This is a genomic window from Microbacterium sp. NPDC056736, from assembly GCF_042790415.1.
In the GTDB taxonomy this organism is placed as follows: domain Bacteria; phylum Actinomycetota; class Actinomycetes; order Actinomycetales; family Microbacteriaceae; genus Microbacterium.
On the sequence record NZ_JBHTZE010000008.1, the window covers coordinates 1 to 16,218 of the forward strand.

The following is a 16,218-nucleotide window of genomic DNA, read 5'->3' on the forward strand; positions in this document are numbered from 1 at the left end:
GGGGCGTCGGCGCGGCCGCGGGCGTCGTCGGCGCGTCCGCCGGCGCCGTCGGGTGCTGCTCGGCCGGGGCGGCCGAGGGAGCCGCCGGGGCAGCGGGAGCGGGAGCGACGGCCGGGACGGGAGCGGCGGCGCGGGCCGGGAGCTCGGCGGGCGCGGCATCCGCCCCTCTGGCGAGCACGCGGGCGACCATGAGCTCGAGCTGCAGGCGCGGCGAGGTGGCGCCGGTCATGTCGTCGAGCGTGCCCACGACGAGGTCGGCGATGCGCGACAGCCGCGACGAGCCGAAGGCGTCGGCCTGTCGACGCATGCGGGTGAGGTCGTCGACCGAGACGCCCCGCAGGACGGCGGCGGCGTCCTGGCCGGTCGCGGCGACGACGATCAGGTCGCGCAGGCGTTCCAGCAGGTCGTCGACGAAGCGGCGGGGGTCCTGACCTGTCTGCACGACCCGGTCGACGGCGGCGAACGCCGCCGAGGCGTCGGATGCGGCGAAGGCGTCGACGACCTCGTCGAGCAGCTCGGCGTGCGTGTACCCGAGCAGGGCGACGGCCCGTGCGTACCGCACGGTCATCGCCTCGGACCCGGTGCCGGGGTCGGAACCGGCGATGAGCTGATCCAGGAGCGACAGCGTGTCTCGCGGGGAGCCGCCGCCCGCGCGGACCACGAGCGGCAGAACGCCCTGCTCGACCTCGACGCCCTCCTGCGCGCACAGCTGCTCGACGTACTCGAGCATCGCCGCGGGAGGCACGAGCCGGAACGGGTAGTGGTGCGTGCGCGAGCGGATCGTGCCGATGACCTTCTCGGGCTCGGTCGTGGCGAAGATGAACTTGACGTGATCGGGCGGCTCTTCGACGAGCTTGAGCAGGGCGTTGAAGCCCTGCGGCGTCACCATGTGCGCCTCGTCGAGGATGAAGATCTTGAACCGGTCGCGGGCGGGCGCGAACACGGCACGCTCGCGCAGATCGCGCGCGTCGTCCACGCCGTTGTGACTCGCCGCGTCGATCTCGACCACGTCGAGCGATCCGCCGCCGCCGCGCCCCAGCTCGACGCAGCTGTCGCACGTGCCGCACGGGGTGTCGGTCGGACCTTGAGCGCAGTTGAGGCAGCGGGCGAGGATGCGGGCCGACGTCGTCTTGCCGCAGCCGCGCGGGCCCGAGAACAGGTACGCGTGGCCGACCCTGTCGCTGCGCAGGGCGGTCATGAGGGGTTCGGTGACCTGCGACTGCCCGATCATCTCGCCGAACGACTCGGGCCGGTAGCGGCGGTAGAGGGCGGTGGTCACTCCCCCAGCCTACGGCGTGCGTCCGACATCCCGGCGGCCGGATCGGGGGCGGTCCCGTCGGCACGCGGGATCTCGCCGCGCCGGCACGACGCGTCTCGGCGCGGGCTCAGACGTCGACCCCCTGCTCGAGGTCCGCCGCCCCCACCACGATCGGGATGGACGAGGTCACGGTGGGCACCGACGCCGACAGCAGCGAGCCGTCCTCGCGACGCGCGTCGCCCAGCTCGCGCAGCGTCGGGCGTCCCGAGATCACCGGGCCCTGCCCCTCCAGCGCCACCACGACCTGCTCTCCGGCGCCGACCACGTAGCCGACGCCGCGCACGCTGAAGCCCACCGGGTCGCCGGCCCCCGCGCGCACCCGCAGCTCGTCGCGCGTGACCGTCACGGTCAGCGGCGTGCCGTGCCAGTGCACCACGAATTCCAGCGACGGCCACGCCGCGGGCAGACGCGGGTCGAACGACAACTCGCCGAAGTGGTCGCGCATGCCGCCGAAGCCCGAGACGAGCGCCGTCCACACGCCGCCCGCCGACGCCACGTGCACACCGTCGGCGGCGTTGTGGTGCAGATCCCCGAGGTCGACGAAGATCGACTCGCGGAAGTACTCCAGCGCGAGGTCCTGGTAGCCGACCTCCGCAGCGAGGATCGCCTGCACGACCGCCGACAGCGTCGAGTCGCCCGTGGTCAGCGGGTCGTAGTACTCGAAGTCGGCGAGCTTGTCCTCCGCCGAGAAGTGGTTCCCCTGCAGGAACAGCGCGAGCACGACGTCGGCCTGCTTGAGCACCTGGTACCGGTAGATGACGAGCGGGTGGAAGTGCAGCAGCAGCGGCCGCTTGTCGGGAGGGGTGTTCTCGAGGTCCCAGATCTCGCGCTCGAGGAACACATGGTCCTGCGGGTGGATGCCGAGAGTCGGGCTGAACGGGATGTGCATCGCCTCTGCGGCCCGCTCCCAGGCGTCGGGCTCGCCGGGCTCCAGCGACAGGCGGTCGACCATCTGGCGGTACACCTCGCCGTCGATCTCTGCCATCTCGCGCACGGTGCGGGCCGCGAATCGGAGATTGAACCGCGCCATGACGTTCGTGAAGAGGTTGTCGTTGACGACCGTCGTGTACTCGTCGGGGCCGGTGACGCCGTGGATGTGGAACGAGTCGCCCTCGCCGTCGATGACGCCGTCGTTCGAGCGCCAGAACCCGAGCGTCGCCCACAGCCTCGCCGTCTCGACGGCGATGTCGACGCCCTCGCGGAAGAGGAACTCCTCGTCTCCCGTGGCGCGCACGTACTTCGCCAGCGCATAGCTGACGTCGGCGTTGATGTGGTACTGCGCCGTGCCGGCGGCGTAGTAGGCGGATGCCTCTTCCCCGTTGATCGTCCGCCACGGGAAGAGCGCCCCCGCCTCGTTCAGCTGGAAGGCGCGCCGACGCGCGGCGGGGAGCATGAGGTAGCGCATGCGCAGCGCGTTGCGCGCCCACAGCGGGGTCGTGTACGCGAGGAAGGGGAGCACGTAGATCTCGGTGTCCCAGAAGTAGTGGCCCGAGTACCCCGACCCCGTCATGCCCTTCGCCGGCACGCCCTGACCGTCGGCGCGGGCCGACGCCTGCGCGAGCTGGAACAGGCACCAGCGGGTCGCCTGCTGCAGGTCGTCGTGTCCGCCGATGCGCACGTCCGACCGCTCCCAGAACGCGTCGAGCCACGACCGCTGCTGCGCGCGGATCGCGTCCACGCCCTCGGCCAGCGCACGGTCGAGGGTGCGACGGCAGCGGTCGACGAGCTCGCGCGACGGCACGCCGCGCGACGTGTGATAGCTGACGAGCTTGGTGACGCGGATCGGCACGCCCGCCTTCGCCTGCACACGGAAGACGTTCTTGGCGATGTCGGGCTCGATGAGGGTGCGCGAGGTGTGCTCGTTGGCGGTCTCGACCAGGTGATCGGCGACGATCGCGATCGTCATGCCAGACTCCGTCGCGCGGTACGACAGCGCGGAGCGCAGCCGGTCCTGCCAGTACTCCTGCGGCTGCAGCACGCGCTCGTGGAACCGCTCCGTCTTGCGCGGATCGAACCCGGCGCGCTTGGGCGCCGAGGGCGTGCCGCCGTAGACGTCCTCGCCGTCCTGACGGTTGATCATCTGGCAGCTCACGGTCACCGGGGCGTCGGCGTTGAGGACGGTGACGTCGATCGTCATGACAGCGAGGTGCTTCTCCTCGAAGGGCACCATCCGCTCGAACTCGATCTGCACCTCCTTGCCGGACGGGGTCACCCAGATGAGATGGCGACGCAGCACGCCGTCGCGCATGTCGAGGACGCGCTCGTACTCGCGCAGGTCGGCCACGTCGAGCGACAGCGGCTCGTCGTCGACGTAGACGCGCATGATCTTCGCGTCGGGCGCGTTGATGATCGTCTGCCCCACCTCGGCGAAGCCGTAGGCCTGCTCGGCGTGGCGGATCGGGAACGTCTCGTGGAAGCCGTTGATGAACGTGCCGTGCTCATGGGCGAAGCGACCCTCGGGGTGGTTGCCGCGCATGCCGAGGTAGCCGTTGCCGACGGCGAAGAGCGTCTCGGTGACGCCCGCGTCGTCGATGTCGAACGACTTCTCGACGAACCGCCAGGGGTCGACGGGGAACCGATCGCGGTTGATCATCGCGCGAACTCCTCCAGGTCCTGCACCACCACATGGGCGCCGGCGTCCAGGAGGTCGTCCTCCCCGACACCGCGATCGACGCCGACGACGAGCCCGAATCCGCCGGACGCGGCCGAGCGCACGCCGCTGATGGCGTCCTCGACCGCGGCGCTTCGGGCGGGCTCGACGCCCAGCATCTTGGCGGCCTCGACGAAGACGTCGGGCGCGGGCTTGGACGCCAGGTGGTCGCGCTCGGCGATGACGCCGTCCATCACGACGGTGAATCGGTCGCGGATGCCGGCGGCGGCGAGCACCTCCTCGGCGTTCTTCGAGCTCGAGACGACCGCGACCGGAGTCCCGGCATCCGCCAGCAGGTCCAGCACCCGCAGCGACCCGGGGTACGGGGCGATCCCCTCGGCGCGCAGCACGCGTTCGAAGACCGCGTTCTTGCGGTTGCCGATGCCGCACACCGTGTCGGCGGAGGGATCGTCGGACGGATCGCCCCACGGCACCTCGACGTCGCGGGAGCGCAGCAGGCTCGCCACCCCGTCGTACCGCTTCTTCCCGTCCAGGTAGTCGAAGTAGTCGCGCTCCGTGTACGCCGGCGTGATGTCCCAGGCCGCGAACAGCTCCTCGAACATCGTCTGCCACGCGTGCATGTGCACTTCGGCGGTGGGCGTCAGCACGCCGTCCAGATCGAACAGCACGGCGTCGAAGGCGGTCAGATCGGGCAGGGCGTCGGGAGCCACAGGACCTCCGGGGAGCGAGGGGAGCGGGTGGATGCGTCGGCACTCCGTCGCGCCGCTCAGCAAAGCGTAATGCGGGCGGGAGCCCAGCCGACACCCCGTGACGTTCAGGGACGGGCGACGCCCAGCGTCTGCCGGGCGATCTCGAGCTCTTCGTCGGTCGGCACGACGAGGACGGTCACCGCCGAGGCATCCGTCGAGATGATCCGGATGCCGCGCTCCTGCGCCTCATTGCGGACCGGATCGATCTCGACTCCGGCGAAGCCGAGGGTCTCCAGCGCGCCCGCCCGCACGTGCGGCGCGTTCTCGCCGACGCCCGCCGTGAACGAGATGACGTCGGCGCCGCCGAGCTGCGCCAGGTAGGCGCCGGCATAGGCGCGCAGCCTGTGCACGTACACCTCGAAGGCGAGGATCGCCCGCTCGTCGCCGCGTGCGACGGCGGCGCGGATGTCGCGCAGGTCGTTGGAGCCGGCGAGCCCGAGCAGCCCGCTGCGCTTGTTCAGCAGGTCGTCCAGCTCGTCGATCGACAGACCGGCGCGACGGGCGAGCTGGAACAGCACGGCGGGGTCGATGTCGCCCGACCGAGTGCCCATGACCAGTCCCTCGAGAGGCGTGAAGCCCATCGAGGTGTCGATGGAGCGTCCGCCGTCGATCGCGGTGACCGACGCCCCGTTGCCCAGGTGGAACACGATCTGCTTGAGCTCGCCCAGCGGGCGCCCGAGGAAGGCCGCCGCCGCCTCGCTGACGAACTTGTGCGAGGTGCCGTGGAAGCCGTAGCGCCGGATGCGGTGGGATGCCGCGACCTCGGTGTCGATCGCGTACGTGTAGGCGGCGGGAGCCAGCGTCTGGTGGAACGCGGTGTCGAACACCGCCACGTGCGGGACGTCGGGGAACGCGTCGCGCGCTGCCGCGATGCCCGCGAGGTTCGCGGGGTTGTGCAGCGGGGCGAGCACGGCGAGCTCGTCGATGTTGATCTCGACGAGCGGCGTGATGAGGGTGGGCTCGAAGAACCGCGCCCCGCCGTGGACGACCCGGTGGCCGACCGCGACGGGCGGCGTGTCGGTCAGCGAGGGACCGTCGGAGGCGAACGCGTCGAGCATGACGGCGAAGCCCGCGGTGTGATCGGGGATCGGCAGCTCGCGCGTGCGGGTGGCGTCGAGGAAGGTCGGCGAGGCGCCGTCCGTCGGCGCGGCGTACACCGTGTGCCGCGCGACGCCGACGGTCTCGCCGATCCGCTCGACGAGGCCGGACGCCAGCGTCCGCTCGGTGTCCATGTCCAGCAGCTGGTACTTGAACGACGACGACCCGCTGTTGATGACGAGCACCGGTGTCATGCGTTCACTCCCCCTGCGCCTGGATCGCCGTGATGGCGATCGTGTTGACGATGTCGTCGACGAGCGCCCCGCGCGACAGGTCGTTGATCGGCTTGTTCAGCCCCTGCAGCACCGGTCCGATCGCGACCGCGCCGGCCGATCGCTGCACGGCCTTGTAGGTGTTGTTGCCGGTGTTGAGGTCGGGGAAGACGAAGACCGTCGCGCGGCCGGCGACCTCCGAGTCCGGCATCTTCGCCGCGGCCACGGCCGCGTCGGCGGCGGCGTCGTACTGGATGGGGCCTTCCACGAGCAGCTCGGGGGCGCGGGAGCGGACCAGGGCCGTGGCATCCCGCACCTTCTCGACGTCCGCACCCGATCCGGACTCCCCCGTCGAGTACGACAGCATCGCGACGCGGGGCTCGATCCCGAACTGCGCCGCCGTCGCGGCGGACGAGATCGCGATGTCGGCGAGCTGCTCGCTGGTGGGGTCGGGGATGACCGCGCAGTCGCCGTAGACGAGCACGCGGTCGGCGAGGGCCATGAGGAAGACGCTCGACACGACCGAGACGCCCGGCTTCGTCTTGATCACCTCGAACGCCGGCCGGATCGTGTGGGCGGTGGTGTGCGCCGCCCCCGAGACCATGCCGTCGGCGAGCCCGAGGTGCACCATCATCGTGCCGAAGTACGAGACATCGGTGACGGTGTCGGCCGCCTGGCTCACGGTGACGCCCTTGTGGGCCCGCAGCCGGGCGTACTCCTCGGCGAACTTGTGCACGTGGACGGCGTCCAGCGGCGAGAGCACCTCGGCGGCCTTGATGTCGATGCCGAGCTCGATCGCGCGGGCGCGCACCTCGAACGGCTCGCCGAGGATCACGAGGTCCGCGATGCCGCGCTTGAGGACCGTGGCTGCGGCGCGCAGCACGCGGTCGTCGTCGCCCTCGGGCAGGACGATCCTCTTGCGCTGCGCGCGCGCCCGCTCGATGAGCTGGAACTCGAACATGAGGGGCGTCACCACGGTCGCGCGGGCGACGCCGAACGCCGTGAGCAGCTCGTCGGTGTCGACGCTCTGCTCGAACAGCGCGAGGGCGGTGTCGTAGCGGCGCTGCGAGTCGGCGGCCAGGCGGCCGCGCGTGCCCATGATCCGCACCGACGTCTCGTACGTGCCGAGCTCGGTGGTGATGATGGGGACGCTGGAGCCCAGGCCCTCCAGGAGCCGCGTCACCGGCTCGGGGATCTCGAAGCCGCCGTTGAGGACGATGCCGGAGATGGACGGGAACGTGCCCGACGCGTTGGCCAGCAGCGTGGCGAGCAGGACCTCGGAGCGGTCGGCGGGGATGACGACCACCGCACCCTCCAGCAGGCGCGGCAGCACGTTGACCATGGACATGCCCGCGACCACGACAGCCAGCGCCTCGCGCGTGAGCCGGTCGGGGTCGCCGCCGATCAGCTCGCCGTCGACCGAGCGCATGATGCCGCGGATCGACGGGGCGACGAGATAGCGGTCCTCGGGGAGGGCCCACACCGGCACCGTCTCGCCCGAGGCGCCGGCGGAGGTCTCGTGGGAGTGCGCCTGGATCGAACGTCGCAGCGCGGCGATGGTCTCGTCGAGCCGCTCGGGATCGGCACGGTTCGCGACGACGGCGAAGAGCTTGGCGCGGCCGTGCTGGAGCTCGGCGAGCGCCAGATCGGCGATCTGCCCCACCTCCTCCGGCGTGCGCGGCAGCGACGAGCCCAGCTGCTCCGGCTGGGTCTGGTTCTGAGCCGACCGACCACCCAGCACGAGCAGCACGGGGGCGCCGAGGTTCGCCGCGATGCGCGCGTTGTACGCCAGCTCGGCGGGGCTGCCGACGTCGGTGTAGTCGCTGCCGAGGATCACCACCGCGTCGCACTGGGCCTCGACGGCCTTGTAGCGCTCGACGATCGTAGCGAGAGCGGCATCCGGATCATGGCGGACGTCGTCATAGGTGACGCCGAAGCAGTCGTCGTACGCGAGATCCACCCCGTCGTGGTCCAGGAGCATCTCGAGCACGTAGTCGCGCTCGATCGTCGAGCGCGCGATGGCCCGGAACACCCCCACACGCGGTGTCGCGTGGCTCAGCGCGTCGAGCACGCCGAGCGCGACCGTGGACTTCCCGGAGTGGCCTTCGGCCGACGTGATGTAGATGCTCTGCGCCACCGGTCCAGCCTACGGGCGGGCCGGAGTGCTCGGCCAGGCAGGCGGCCGCATCGGGCGCCGGGGCGGGGGCGCCGGTGCGCTCGGCTACCCTCGGGACATGGATGCGCCCCGGCCCGGTATCGACGTCCCCGACCACCGCGGCAGGACAGGGCTCGACCGCACGGGGCGCGACCTCGACCGCAACCCGGACGTGCGGGTGACCGAGGTGGAGGTCCTGGCGTCCGCGTGGCACGTGCTGCGGCGCACGACCCTGGACTACCGCACCCCGTCGGGCCGCTGGGAGACGCAGCAGCGCGAGACGTACGATCGCGGCAACGGCGCGACCGTGCTGCTCTACGACCCCGCCCGCCGCACCGTGCTGCTGACGCGGCAGTTCCGCTACCCCGTGTACGTCAACGACCACCCGGACGGGATGCTGATCGAGACGGCCGCCGGCCTCCTCGACGAGGACGACGCCGTGACGGCCATCCGGCGCGAGACCGCCGAGGAGACCGGTGTCGACATCGGCGAGCTCGAGCACGTGTGGGACGTGTACATGAGCCCCGGGTCGGTCACCGAGCGCCTGCATTTCTTCGCCGCGCCGTACGACGCCTCGACGCGGACGGGCGACCGCGGCGGCGTCGAGGAGGACGGCGAGCACATCGAGCTGCTCGAGCCGCACATCGACGAGGCGCTCGCGATGGTGCGCGACGGGCGGATCCAGGACGCGAAGACCATCATGCTGCTGCAGTGGGCGGTGCTCGACGGCCCCTTCGCCGCCGCAGGCGCCCGGAAAAATTAAGACTCTCCGCGAACCCGGCAGAGCCTGGTTACCCTTGCTACGTTTCCGTCCTGGGGGAGTTGGCCTGGATGCCGCCTCGCGGAGAGCTGCCTACAGTCTAACCCGCTCGCAGCATGACGCGAGCCACGCGCACGGCCGCTCAGTCGGCGAGCGGCACCACCCGCACGCCGCCGGCGGACTCGGCCAGGACGAGCACCCGCGGCGCGGAGACCTGCTCCAGCGCGGCGAGCACCGGCGCGGGGTCCGCTGCCAGGGTCGCCTCCCCGTCCGCCGCCGGCCACACCGACACCGCGGCCCCCGTCGCCGAGCGGACCGCGACGCCCAGCGACGACACGTCGCCGCCCGAGACGAGGATCACCCGCCCGATCCGGCGCCGCGCCGACCGGGGCGCCGCGGCACGGTCGCGTCGCCAGATGGCGAAGTGGTACGCGAAGACGACGGCGGTCGCACTCAGCACGCCGAGGGGCGCCCGGATGTACTCCAGCAGGCCGCCGGGCTCCCCCTCCCCCAGCGCGAACTCGAAGAGGCGGTAGCCGATGAGCAGGAGCGTCACCACGGCCGCGATGGCGCTGGCACCGAAGATCACCACGAGATAGACGCGCCGGCCGGCGTCGGCCGCATCCGCAGCCCCGCCGCGGTCGGGCCGCCATGCCGCCCACCACGCCGCTCCGCCCACGAGGAGGGCGCTGATGCCCCCGAGCAGAAGGTTCAGGCTCTCGTCGTCGACGAGCGACGAGGCGACGCTCGCCAGCAGCGCGTTGACGATCACGCCGAAACCGCTCGCGGCCTGGATGAGCGCGATCGCCGAGACCACGAGACGCCCGGCCTGACGTGCGCCGTCGGGGCGCGAGCCGAGGACGCCCGCGTGGTACACCCATAGGACGGCTCCGACCGCGGCAGCCGCGACGGCCATGTCCAGCGGGGCGAGCACGTCCGCGGTGGCGCCGGAGACGAGCATCCTCAACACGGTGTGGAGGGTGTTCGCCAGCGCGATGAGCGTGGTGGCCGCCGCGGCGCCCACCACGATGACCAGGAGCACGGCGGCGAACAGCCCGGGCGCACCGCGCGCGCCCTCGCGGTGCCAGTGCCACCACCAGATCCCCGCGCCGAGTGCGAGCCAGACGAGCGACTGCAGGACGGTCTGCCACCAGAGTCCGCCGCTCGCGAGCAGGCCGGCTCCGCCGGTGAGCGCCCGAGCGATCAGGGCCGCGATCGCGGCGACGGCCCCCAGGGCGCCGATCACGAGTCCCCAGACCGCGCTGAGCTGCACGGGGAGGTCGGCGAGCCGTGTCGGCGCCGTGCGGGCGTGCCGGCGCATCCGCCGGTGCCACACCCACACGCCGCCCCACACCAGCGCCGCAGCGGCGTCGTCGGGCCGCCATTCGCCGTCGATCCCCCCGTTCGCCGTCAGCGCGAGCGACACGGTCGCGGTCACGAGCGCCGTCAGCGTCATCGCCGTCAGGTACAGCGTCCACACCAGCGACGCCCGCTCCGCCGGCTCCGCGAGGCGCCGACGCTGCCACCACCACAGCGCTGCGGCGAGGGGGGTGCCGATGACGGCGAAGGCGAGCGAACGGGCGAGGGATGCCTCCCCCTCCGCGATCACCTGCTCGAAGCCGATCGCCCGCGCCAGCAGACCCGAGATCCCGATCGCCGCCACCGTGATGAGGGCGAACAGGAGCGACAGGAGGATGATCCGCCGCACGACGGCCCCGGCGCCGCCGCCGGCGCGCGCGGGCGCGGGTGCAGGTGCCGGTGCGGGTGCGCCGGTCACAGTCCGAGCTCCCCGCACAGCGACAGCTGCCACGGCGCGCGCTCGATGAGCCACTCGCCGTCCTCCTGCACCAGCAGGAAGCTGCCCTCGGACTCCGACTCCCCCGGGCCGAGCAGGCCCGACCCGTATACGGCGGTGATGAGCACGTCGACCGTCGTGCCCGACTCGCGCTCGGTCGTGCGGACGAGCGCCACCCGGTAATCCTCGGCAGCGAACCAGTCCCGCTCGCAGTCGTCGGCGATCTCGGGTACGACATACTCGAGCGCACCCTCGAAGTCCCCGTCGATCAGGGCCTGCGAGTAGCGCTGGACGACGCCTTCCGGCGTATCGGCCGGGTACTCCTGCGGGCCGCCGCGCGCGACGATGACCACGACGGCGATCACGACCACCAGGCCGATGCCGATCAGGAGTGCCGGGAGCGCCCAGCGGCGGCGAGGGGCGTCTTCGCTCATGCTCACATCATGCTCCCCCCGGCGGTCGTGCCGCACCTGCGCGGGATCCGGCGCGCGGGACGGTATCGCCGGGCGCGCGGCGTGGCTCCTCGAGCCCACGGCATCCTCCCAGTGCCGCCCCGCCTGCGCGCGGATAGGATCGAGCCGTGGGCGAGGGAGCCCGCTCTCACCCGCCGAACCGCTCGGACGAGCGGACCAGGAGGCCTCGATGGTCGATACCGCCATGACGGATGCCGGACCCGGCGCGCACGGGGCCGGGCTGACGGCGGACGGGTTCGCGCGCATCACGGACGCGATCCTCGACGCGGTCGGCAGCGTCATCGACGGAAAGCCCGAGGCGGTGCGCAGCGCGCTGGTCTGCCTCCTCGCAGAAGGCCACCTGCTCATCGAGGACGTGCCGGGCGTCGGCAAGACGATGCTCGCCCGGGCGCTCGCGACGTCGGTGGATGCGACCGTGCGGCGGATCCAGTTCACCCCCGACCTCCTGCCGGGTGACGTCACGGGGGTGAGCGTCTACAACCCGGTCGACCGGGAGTTCGAGTTCAAGCCGGGTGCGATCTTCGCCAACATCGTGATCGCGGACGAGATCAACCGTTCCTCCCCCAAGACGCAGTCGGCCCTGCTCGAGGCGATGGAGGAGCGGCAGGTCACCGTCGACGGGCGCACGCACTTCGTCCCCGAGCCGTTCCTGGTGGTCGCGACGCAGAACCCGCTGGAGATGGAGGGGACGTACGCCCTTCCCGAGGCCCAGCGCGACCGCTTCATGATGCGCATCTCCATGGGATACCCCGACCCCCGCTCGGAGGCGCTCATGCTCCGCCAGCGCGACACCGTGAACCCGCTCGACCAGCTCGCCGCCGTGGTCTCGGCCGACGAGGTCTCGGGCCTCATCGGATGGGCGCGCGCGGTGCACGTGGCGCCCGCCATCGAGGACTACGCCGTCGGACTCGCTCAGGCGACCCGCAGTCACAGCGACCTGCGTCTGGGCGCCAGCCCGCGCGCGACGCTGCAGCTCGTCCGGGCCGCCAAGGTGTGGGCCGCCCTCGACGGGCGGGCGTTCGTCATCCCGGACGACATCACGGCGCTCCTCGCGCCCGTGTTCGCGCACCGTCTCATCCCCACCCGTGCCGCCGGCGGCGCGCGCGGCGGCAATGCGGCCGACGCGATCGCCACGATCCTGGAGCGCATCGCGGCGAGCGTGCGAGTGCCGATCGCCTCACGTCAGTGAGTCCGCCGATGAGACGAGTGTGGCCGCTGACAGTCCGGGGCACCGGCGCGCTCGTCCTGGCGATCGTCTGCCTCGTCGTCGCGCAGGAGGCGAGCCTGGCCGAGCTGATGTACTTCGGCATCCTGCTGCTTGCCGTCGTCGCGGCGAGCGTCGCGTCACTCTATGCCGGCCGCCGCACCGAGTCGGTGACCCGCTCGCTCTCGCCCGACGTCGTCTCGGTGGGGTCGGAGGCCCGTGTGGCCGTGCGCGTCGGCGTGCGCACGGCGCTGCCCACCGCGCCGGGGACGTGGCGTGACGCGCTTCCGAAGGGACTTCGCGGCAAGGCCGCCGGCGCCTTCCCCGCGCTCGGGTCGGGGTTCCTCGGCGGCGAGCGCGGCGGCGCCAGGAGCATCGACCTCGTCTACACCGTCACCGGCGCCAGGCGCGGGGTGCACTCGCTGGGTCCGCTCACGGTGCAGTCGTCCGACCCGTTCGGGCTCGCGCGGCGCACGGTGGTGTTCAGCCAGCGCACCCCGGTGACCGTCGCCCCGGCGGTCGTCGACCTCGCCCCGCTGATCGACTACGCCGGCGCGACGGGCGGCCTGCTCCATACGACGACGGACCAGCTGGGTCAGGGCGCCGACAACCTCGTCGCCCGCCCCTACGCCTCGGGCGACTCCATGCGCCGCATCCACTGGCGCGCCACCGCTCACCGTGACGAGCTCATGGTGCGCCAGGAGGAGCAGGAGTCCACGCCCGAGGCGGCGGTCGTGATCGACCGGGCGGCACGTCGGTGGTCGCCCGATGCGCTGCAGGCGCCCGGCGCCGACCCCGGCTTCGAGGCCGCCGTCTCCGCGTGCGTGTCCGCCGTCGCCCGCCTCGTCCACGACGGCTACGCGGTGGAGGTGCTCGACACCGAGGGCACGGTGCTCATCGATCGCATCGACGGCGGCGACATGATGTCCGTCGACGGACTGCTCGTGCAGTTCGCGACGATGACGGCCCGACGCGACGATGATCTCGCCCGGCTGCCCCGGCTGTTCGCGGGCATCTCGACCGGACCGATCGTCCTCATCGTCGGCCGCTTCGATCCCTCCGACGCGGCGGCGGTCGGACCTGTCGCCCATCACAGCACGCTGCCGGTCCTCCTCGCCGCCGCCCCGGCCGCCGGCGCATTGGACCTCGCCGCCGACCACGGCTGGCACGTGGCGGCCATCGACGCCGAACGCGACCTGGCGCCCGCGTGGGCGAACGCGATCGGGCGGGGGGCGCACCATGTCGTCGGCTGACGCGGGCCGCGCGACGCGCGCACGCGGCGGAGAGAAGCTGCTGACCTTCTCGATCTTCGCGGCGCTGCTCGCGGCCCTGCTCCCGGTCGTGCGCGTCATCGACTCCGGCTGGTGGCTGCTGGCGGCGCTGCTGCTGGCCGCGCTCATCCTCGGCGCAGGCTACACCGCGCGCCTCTACCGCCTCCCGGCGGTCGCCGTGACCCTCATCGAGGCCACCCTGTGGGCCGTGTTCCTGACGCTGGTGTTCCTCAGGGACACCGCGCTGCTGTGGGTCATCCCGACCCTCGACACGATCCGCAGCGTGCCGCTGCTCGTGGAAGCGGCGATGGAGGAGATCAGGCTCGGCGCGGCGCCCCTCGAGGGCTCTCTTCCGCTGGCCTTCGTGGTGGTCGGAGCGATGGGCCTGCTGACGATCATCGTCGACCACGTCGTGGTGACGGCACGGATGCCGCTGCTGGCGTCGGTCGGCATCGTCACGGTGTCGCTGATCCCGGCGATCGCGGCGCCCGCTGCCGTCGACGTGATCGGGTTCGTCTTCCTCGCCGTGACGATCCTGTTCCTGATCCGCTCCGAGACCCGTTCGCGCGAGAAGCCGATGGAGCGTGAGGAGGAGCGCACCGCCGGCGTGCCGGCCACGGCGCTCGGCATCGGCGCGATCGCCATCGTGGTCGCCGTCGTGGTCGCGCCGGCGCTGCCGCAGCCGGGGGCCCGCGCGGGCACGGGACTCGGACCAGGGCCGGGGATCGATGCCACCCTGCAGCTCGGCGACGACCTGCGCCGGCCGCAGGAGGTGGAGGTCATCCGCGTCCGTACCGACTCGCCGTCGGTGCCGTACCTGCGCGCGACGACGCTGAGCCGGTTCGAGGGCGGCATCTGGGAGCCCGACCGGGCGCAGACCGTCTCGCTCGAGAGCGACCGGGCGTTCGGCGAGATCGACAACACGGACGAGATCCGGATCTCGGAGTACACCACCAAGGTCGACGTGGTGAACCTGGACTCGCCCTGGGCGCCGGTGCCGTATCCGGCGGTGGGGGTCGCCGGGCTCAGGGGACTGTGGGGGGCGGTGCCCTACAACCACACGGTGGCGACGACGAGCGACTCGACGATGGGCCAGTCGTACGAGGTGCAGTGGACCCTCCCCCGCCCCTCACTGGAACAGGTGCGGGCGGCGACGGCCGTCGGCTCGCAGGTCCGCGACGAGACGACCGAGATCCCCGCCGACATCCCCCCGCAGATCGCCGAGCTCGCCGTGGAGGTCACCGCCGCCGCGACCAACGACTACGACCGCCTCACGGCTCTGCAGCGGTGGTTCCGGGGCGGCGACTTCGCGTACTCCCTCGACGCACCGGTCGAGGAGGGCTTCGACGGCAGCGGTGCCGAAGCGGTGGCACGGTTCCTGGAGGTGCGCCAGGGCTACTGCGTGCACTTCGCCTCCGCCTTCGCACTGATGGCGCGCACCCTCAACATGCCGTCGCGCATCGTCGTGGGCTACCTCCCGGGCACGCCGACGACGGACAGCGTCGACGGGCAGCCGGTGTTCACGGTGTCGAGCTCGCAGCTGCACGCCTGGCCCGAGGTGTACTTCGAGGGCATCGGCTGGATCCCGTTCGAGCCGACCACGGGTCTGGGCACGCCGACGATGTTCTCGTCCGCGGCGACCGCGCCGGGCGAGACGACCGACCCCGGGAGCGTGGGCTCGCAGCCGACGGCGACGCCCACCTCCCCTGGGGACCGCGCCGAGATCGATGCGGAGGAGCAGCAGTCGGCGAATGGGATCGGTGCGGCGCGCGACACCGTCGACCCGCTCCCCCTGCTCGGCATCGTGACCGCTGTCATCGTGCTCCTCTCCCTTCCGCTCCTGGCGAAGGAGGTCCGCCGGCGCCGGCTGGATGCCGCGGCCCGCGCCGGTGACGCCGCCGCGGCCTGGCAGTCGGTGCAGGAGGCAGCCATCGACGTGGCCATCCCCGTGCCGGCCAGCGAAACGCCGCGCGCCTTCGCCCGGCGACTGGTCGAAGAGCACGGGGTGGCGGCATCCGACATCGATACCGTCCTCACCGCGATCGAGCGCGTCAGCTACTCCCGTGCGGGGACCCGCTCGTACTGGATGGGGGATGCCGCGGCCGACGCGGCCGCCGCGGTGCGCGCATCGCTGCTGACGTCGGTGCCGGCGTCGCGGCGGATCCTGGCGCTCGCGGCCCCCCGATCCCTCATCATCCGTCCCGGCAGCGTCTATGCCGGAGCGGCTCCGGTTCGGGTGCGGTAGCCGAGCAGGGTAGGATGGTCGGCGGCCCTTCGGGGCCTCCTGGAGGATTCGCCTAGTGGCCTATGGCGCACGCTTGGAAAGCGTGTTGGGTGCAAGCCCTCGGGGGTTCGAATCCCCCATCCTCCGCACCTGTGATCCCAGTGTTTTCAAGGGATCGCGACCCGTTCGAAATCTCGTGGCACAGTTCGTGGCACAGTTATCGTTCACATTTCGTCTCCGAGAGGCCCGGAATTCCGCGGATCTCGACCACGCTGATGCGACGGTGGTGACATGACTGCCTCATGTCACCACCGGCGCTAGCGGTTTTCGGACTCACACCTCGCGCTG

The 16,218-nt window shown here is 72.0% G+C and carries 11 protein-coding genes, 1 tRNA gene and 1 other RNA gene; 5 read left to right on the plus strand and 8 right to left on the minus strand.

The window, feature by feature from the left end; translation table 11 throughout:
* From ACFRAL_RS14925 to pta, 5 genes are all read right to left on the minus strand, one after another.
* On the minus strand, positions 1 to 1,279 hold a 1,279-nt coding region (locus ACFRAL_RS14925; protein WP_378884320.1), incomplete at its 3' end, for a DNA polymerase III subunit gamma and tau.
* Between the two features lie 106 nt (positions 1,280 to 1,385).
* Positions 1,386 to 3,911 (minus strand): glycoside hydrolase family 65 protein, encoded by a 2,526-nt coding sequence (locus ACFRAL_RS14930; protein ID WP_378884324.1) that lies wholly within the window; start codon positions 3,909 to 3,911, stop codon positions 1,386 to 1,388.
* On the minus strand, positions 3,908 to 4,639 hold the full coding sequence (locus ACFRAL_RS14935; protein WP_378884327.1) for an HAD family hydrolase: 732 nt from the start codon (positions 4,637 to 4,639) through the stop codon (positions 3,908 to 3,910). Before ACFRAL_RS14935 ends, ACFRAL_RS14930 begins: the two co-directional genes overlap by 4 nt.
* A 104-nt stretch (positions 4,640 to 4,743) precedes the next feature.
* Positions 4,744 to 5,970: an acetate/propionate family kinase gene (locus ACFRAL_RS14940; RefSeq protein ID WP_378884329.1), complete on the minus strand. Its 1,227-nt coding sequence runs from the start codon at positions 5,968 to 5,970 to the stop codon at positions 4,744 to 4,746.
* A gap of 4 nt (positions 5,971 to 5,974) precedes the next feature.
* Entirely contained in the window at positions 5,975 to 8,125 is a 2,151-nt protein-coding gene (gene pta / locus ACFRAL_RS14945; RefSeq protein ID WP_378884331.1) for a phosphate acetyltransferase, read from the minus strand.
* Positions 8,126 to 8,222: 97 nt separating this feature from the next.
* Between pta and ACFRAL_RS14950 the strand changes: the two genes are divergently transcribed.
* Positions 8,223 to 8,906: an NUDIX domain-containing protein gene (locus ACFRAL_RS14950; RefSeq protein ID WP_336394998.1), complete on the plus strand. Its 684-nt coding sequence runs from the start codon at positions 8,223 to 8,225 to the stop codon at positions 8,904 to 8,906.
* Here ACFRAL_RS14950 and ffs read toward each other — a convergent pair.
* From ffs to ACFRAL_RS14965, 3 genes are all read right to left on the minus strand, one after another.
* An RNA gene (ffs, locus tag ACFRAL_RS14955) (signal recognition particle sRNA small type) lies at positions 8,901 to 8,997 on the minus strand. The genes ACFRAL_RS14950 and ffs overlap by 6 nt on opposite strands.
* Before the next feature lie 48 nt (positions 8,998 to 9,045).
* Positions 9,046 to 10,680 (minus strand): DUF5671 domain-containing protein, encoded by a 1,635-nt coding sequence (locus tag ACFRAL_RS14960; RefSeq protein ID WP_378884334.1) that lies wholly within the window; start codon positions 10,678 to 10,680, stop codon positions 9,046 to 9,048.
* Positions 10,677 to 11,132, minus strand: a complete 456-nt coding sequence (locus ACFRAL_RS14965; RefSeq protein ID WP_336394996.1) for a hypothetical protein — start codon at positions 11,130 to 11,132, stop codon at positions 10,677 to 10,679. Before ACFRAL_RS14965 ends, ACFRAL_RS14960 begins: the two co-directional genes overlap by 4 nt.
* A 208-nt stretch (positions 11,133 to 11,340) precedes the next feature.
* Between ACFRAL_RS14965 and ACFRAL_RS14970 the strand changes: the two genes are divergently transcribed.
* From ACFRAL_RS14970 to ACFRAL_RS14985, 4 genes are all read left to right on the plus strand, one after another.
* On the plus strand, positions 11,341 to 12,360 hold the full coding sequence (locus ACFRAL_RS14970) for an AAA family ATPase (RefSeq protein ID WP_336394995.1): 1,020 nt from the start codon (positions 11,341 to 11,343) through the stop codon (positions 12,358 to 12,360).
* Between the two features lie 8 nt (positions 12,361 to 12,368).
* The gene (locus ACFRAL_RS14975; RefSeq protein ID WP_378884338.1) at positions 12,369 to 13,628 is read left to right on the plus strand and encodes a DUF58 domain-containing protein; all 1,260 of its coding nucleotides are present in this window, start codon (positions 12,369 to 12,371) and stop codon (positions 13,626 to 13,628) included.
* The gene (locus ACFRAL_RS14980) at positions 13,615 to 15,891 is read left to right on the plus strand and encodes a DUF3488 and DUF4129 domain-containing transglutaminase family protein (RefSeq protein ID WP_378884340.1); all 2,277 of its coding nucleotides are present in this window, start codon (positions 13,615 to 13,617) and stop codon (positions 15,889 to 15,891) included. The genes ACFRAL_RS14975 and ACFRAL_RS14980 overlap by 14 nt, the downstream gene beginning before the upstream one ends.
* A gap of 41 nt (positions 15,892 to 15,932) precedes the next feature.
* Positions 15,933 to 16,017, plus strand: a tRNA-Ser gene (locus tag ACFRAL_RS14985).
* Positions 16,018 to 16,218: the final 201 nt, after the last annotated feature.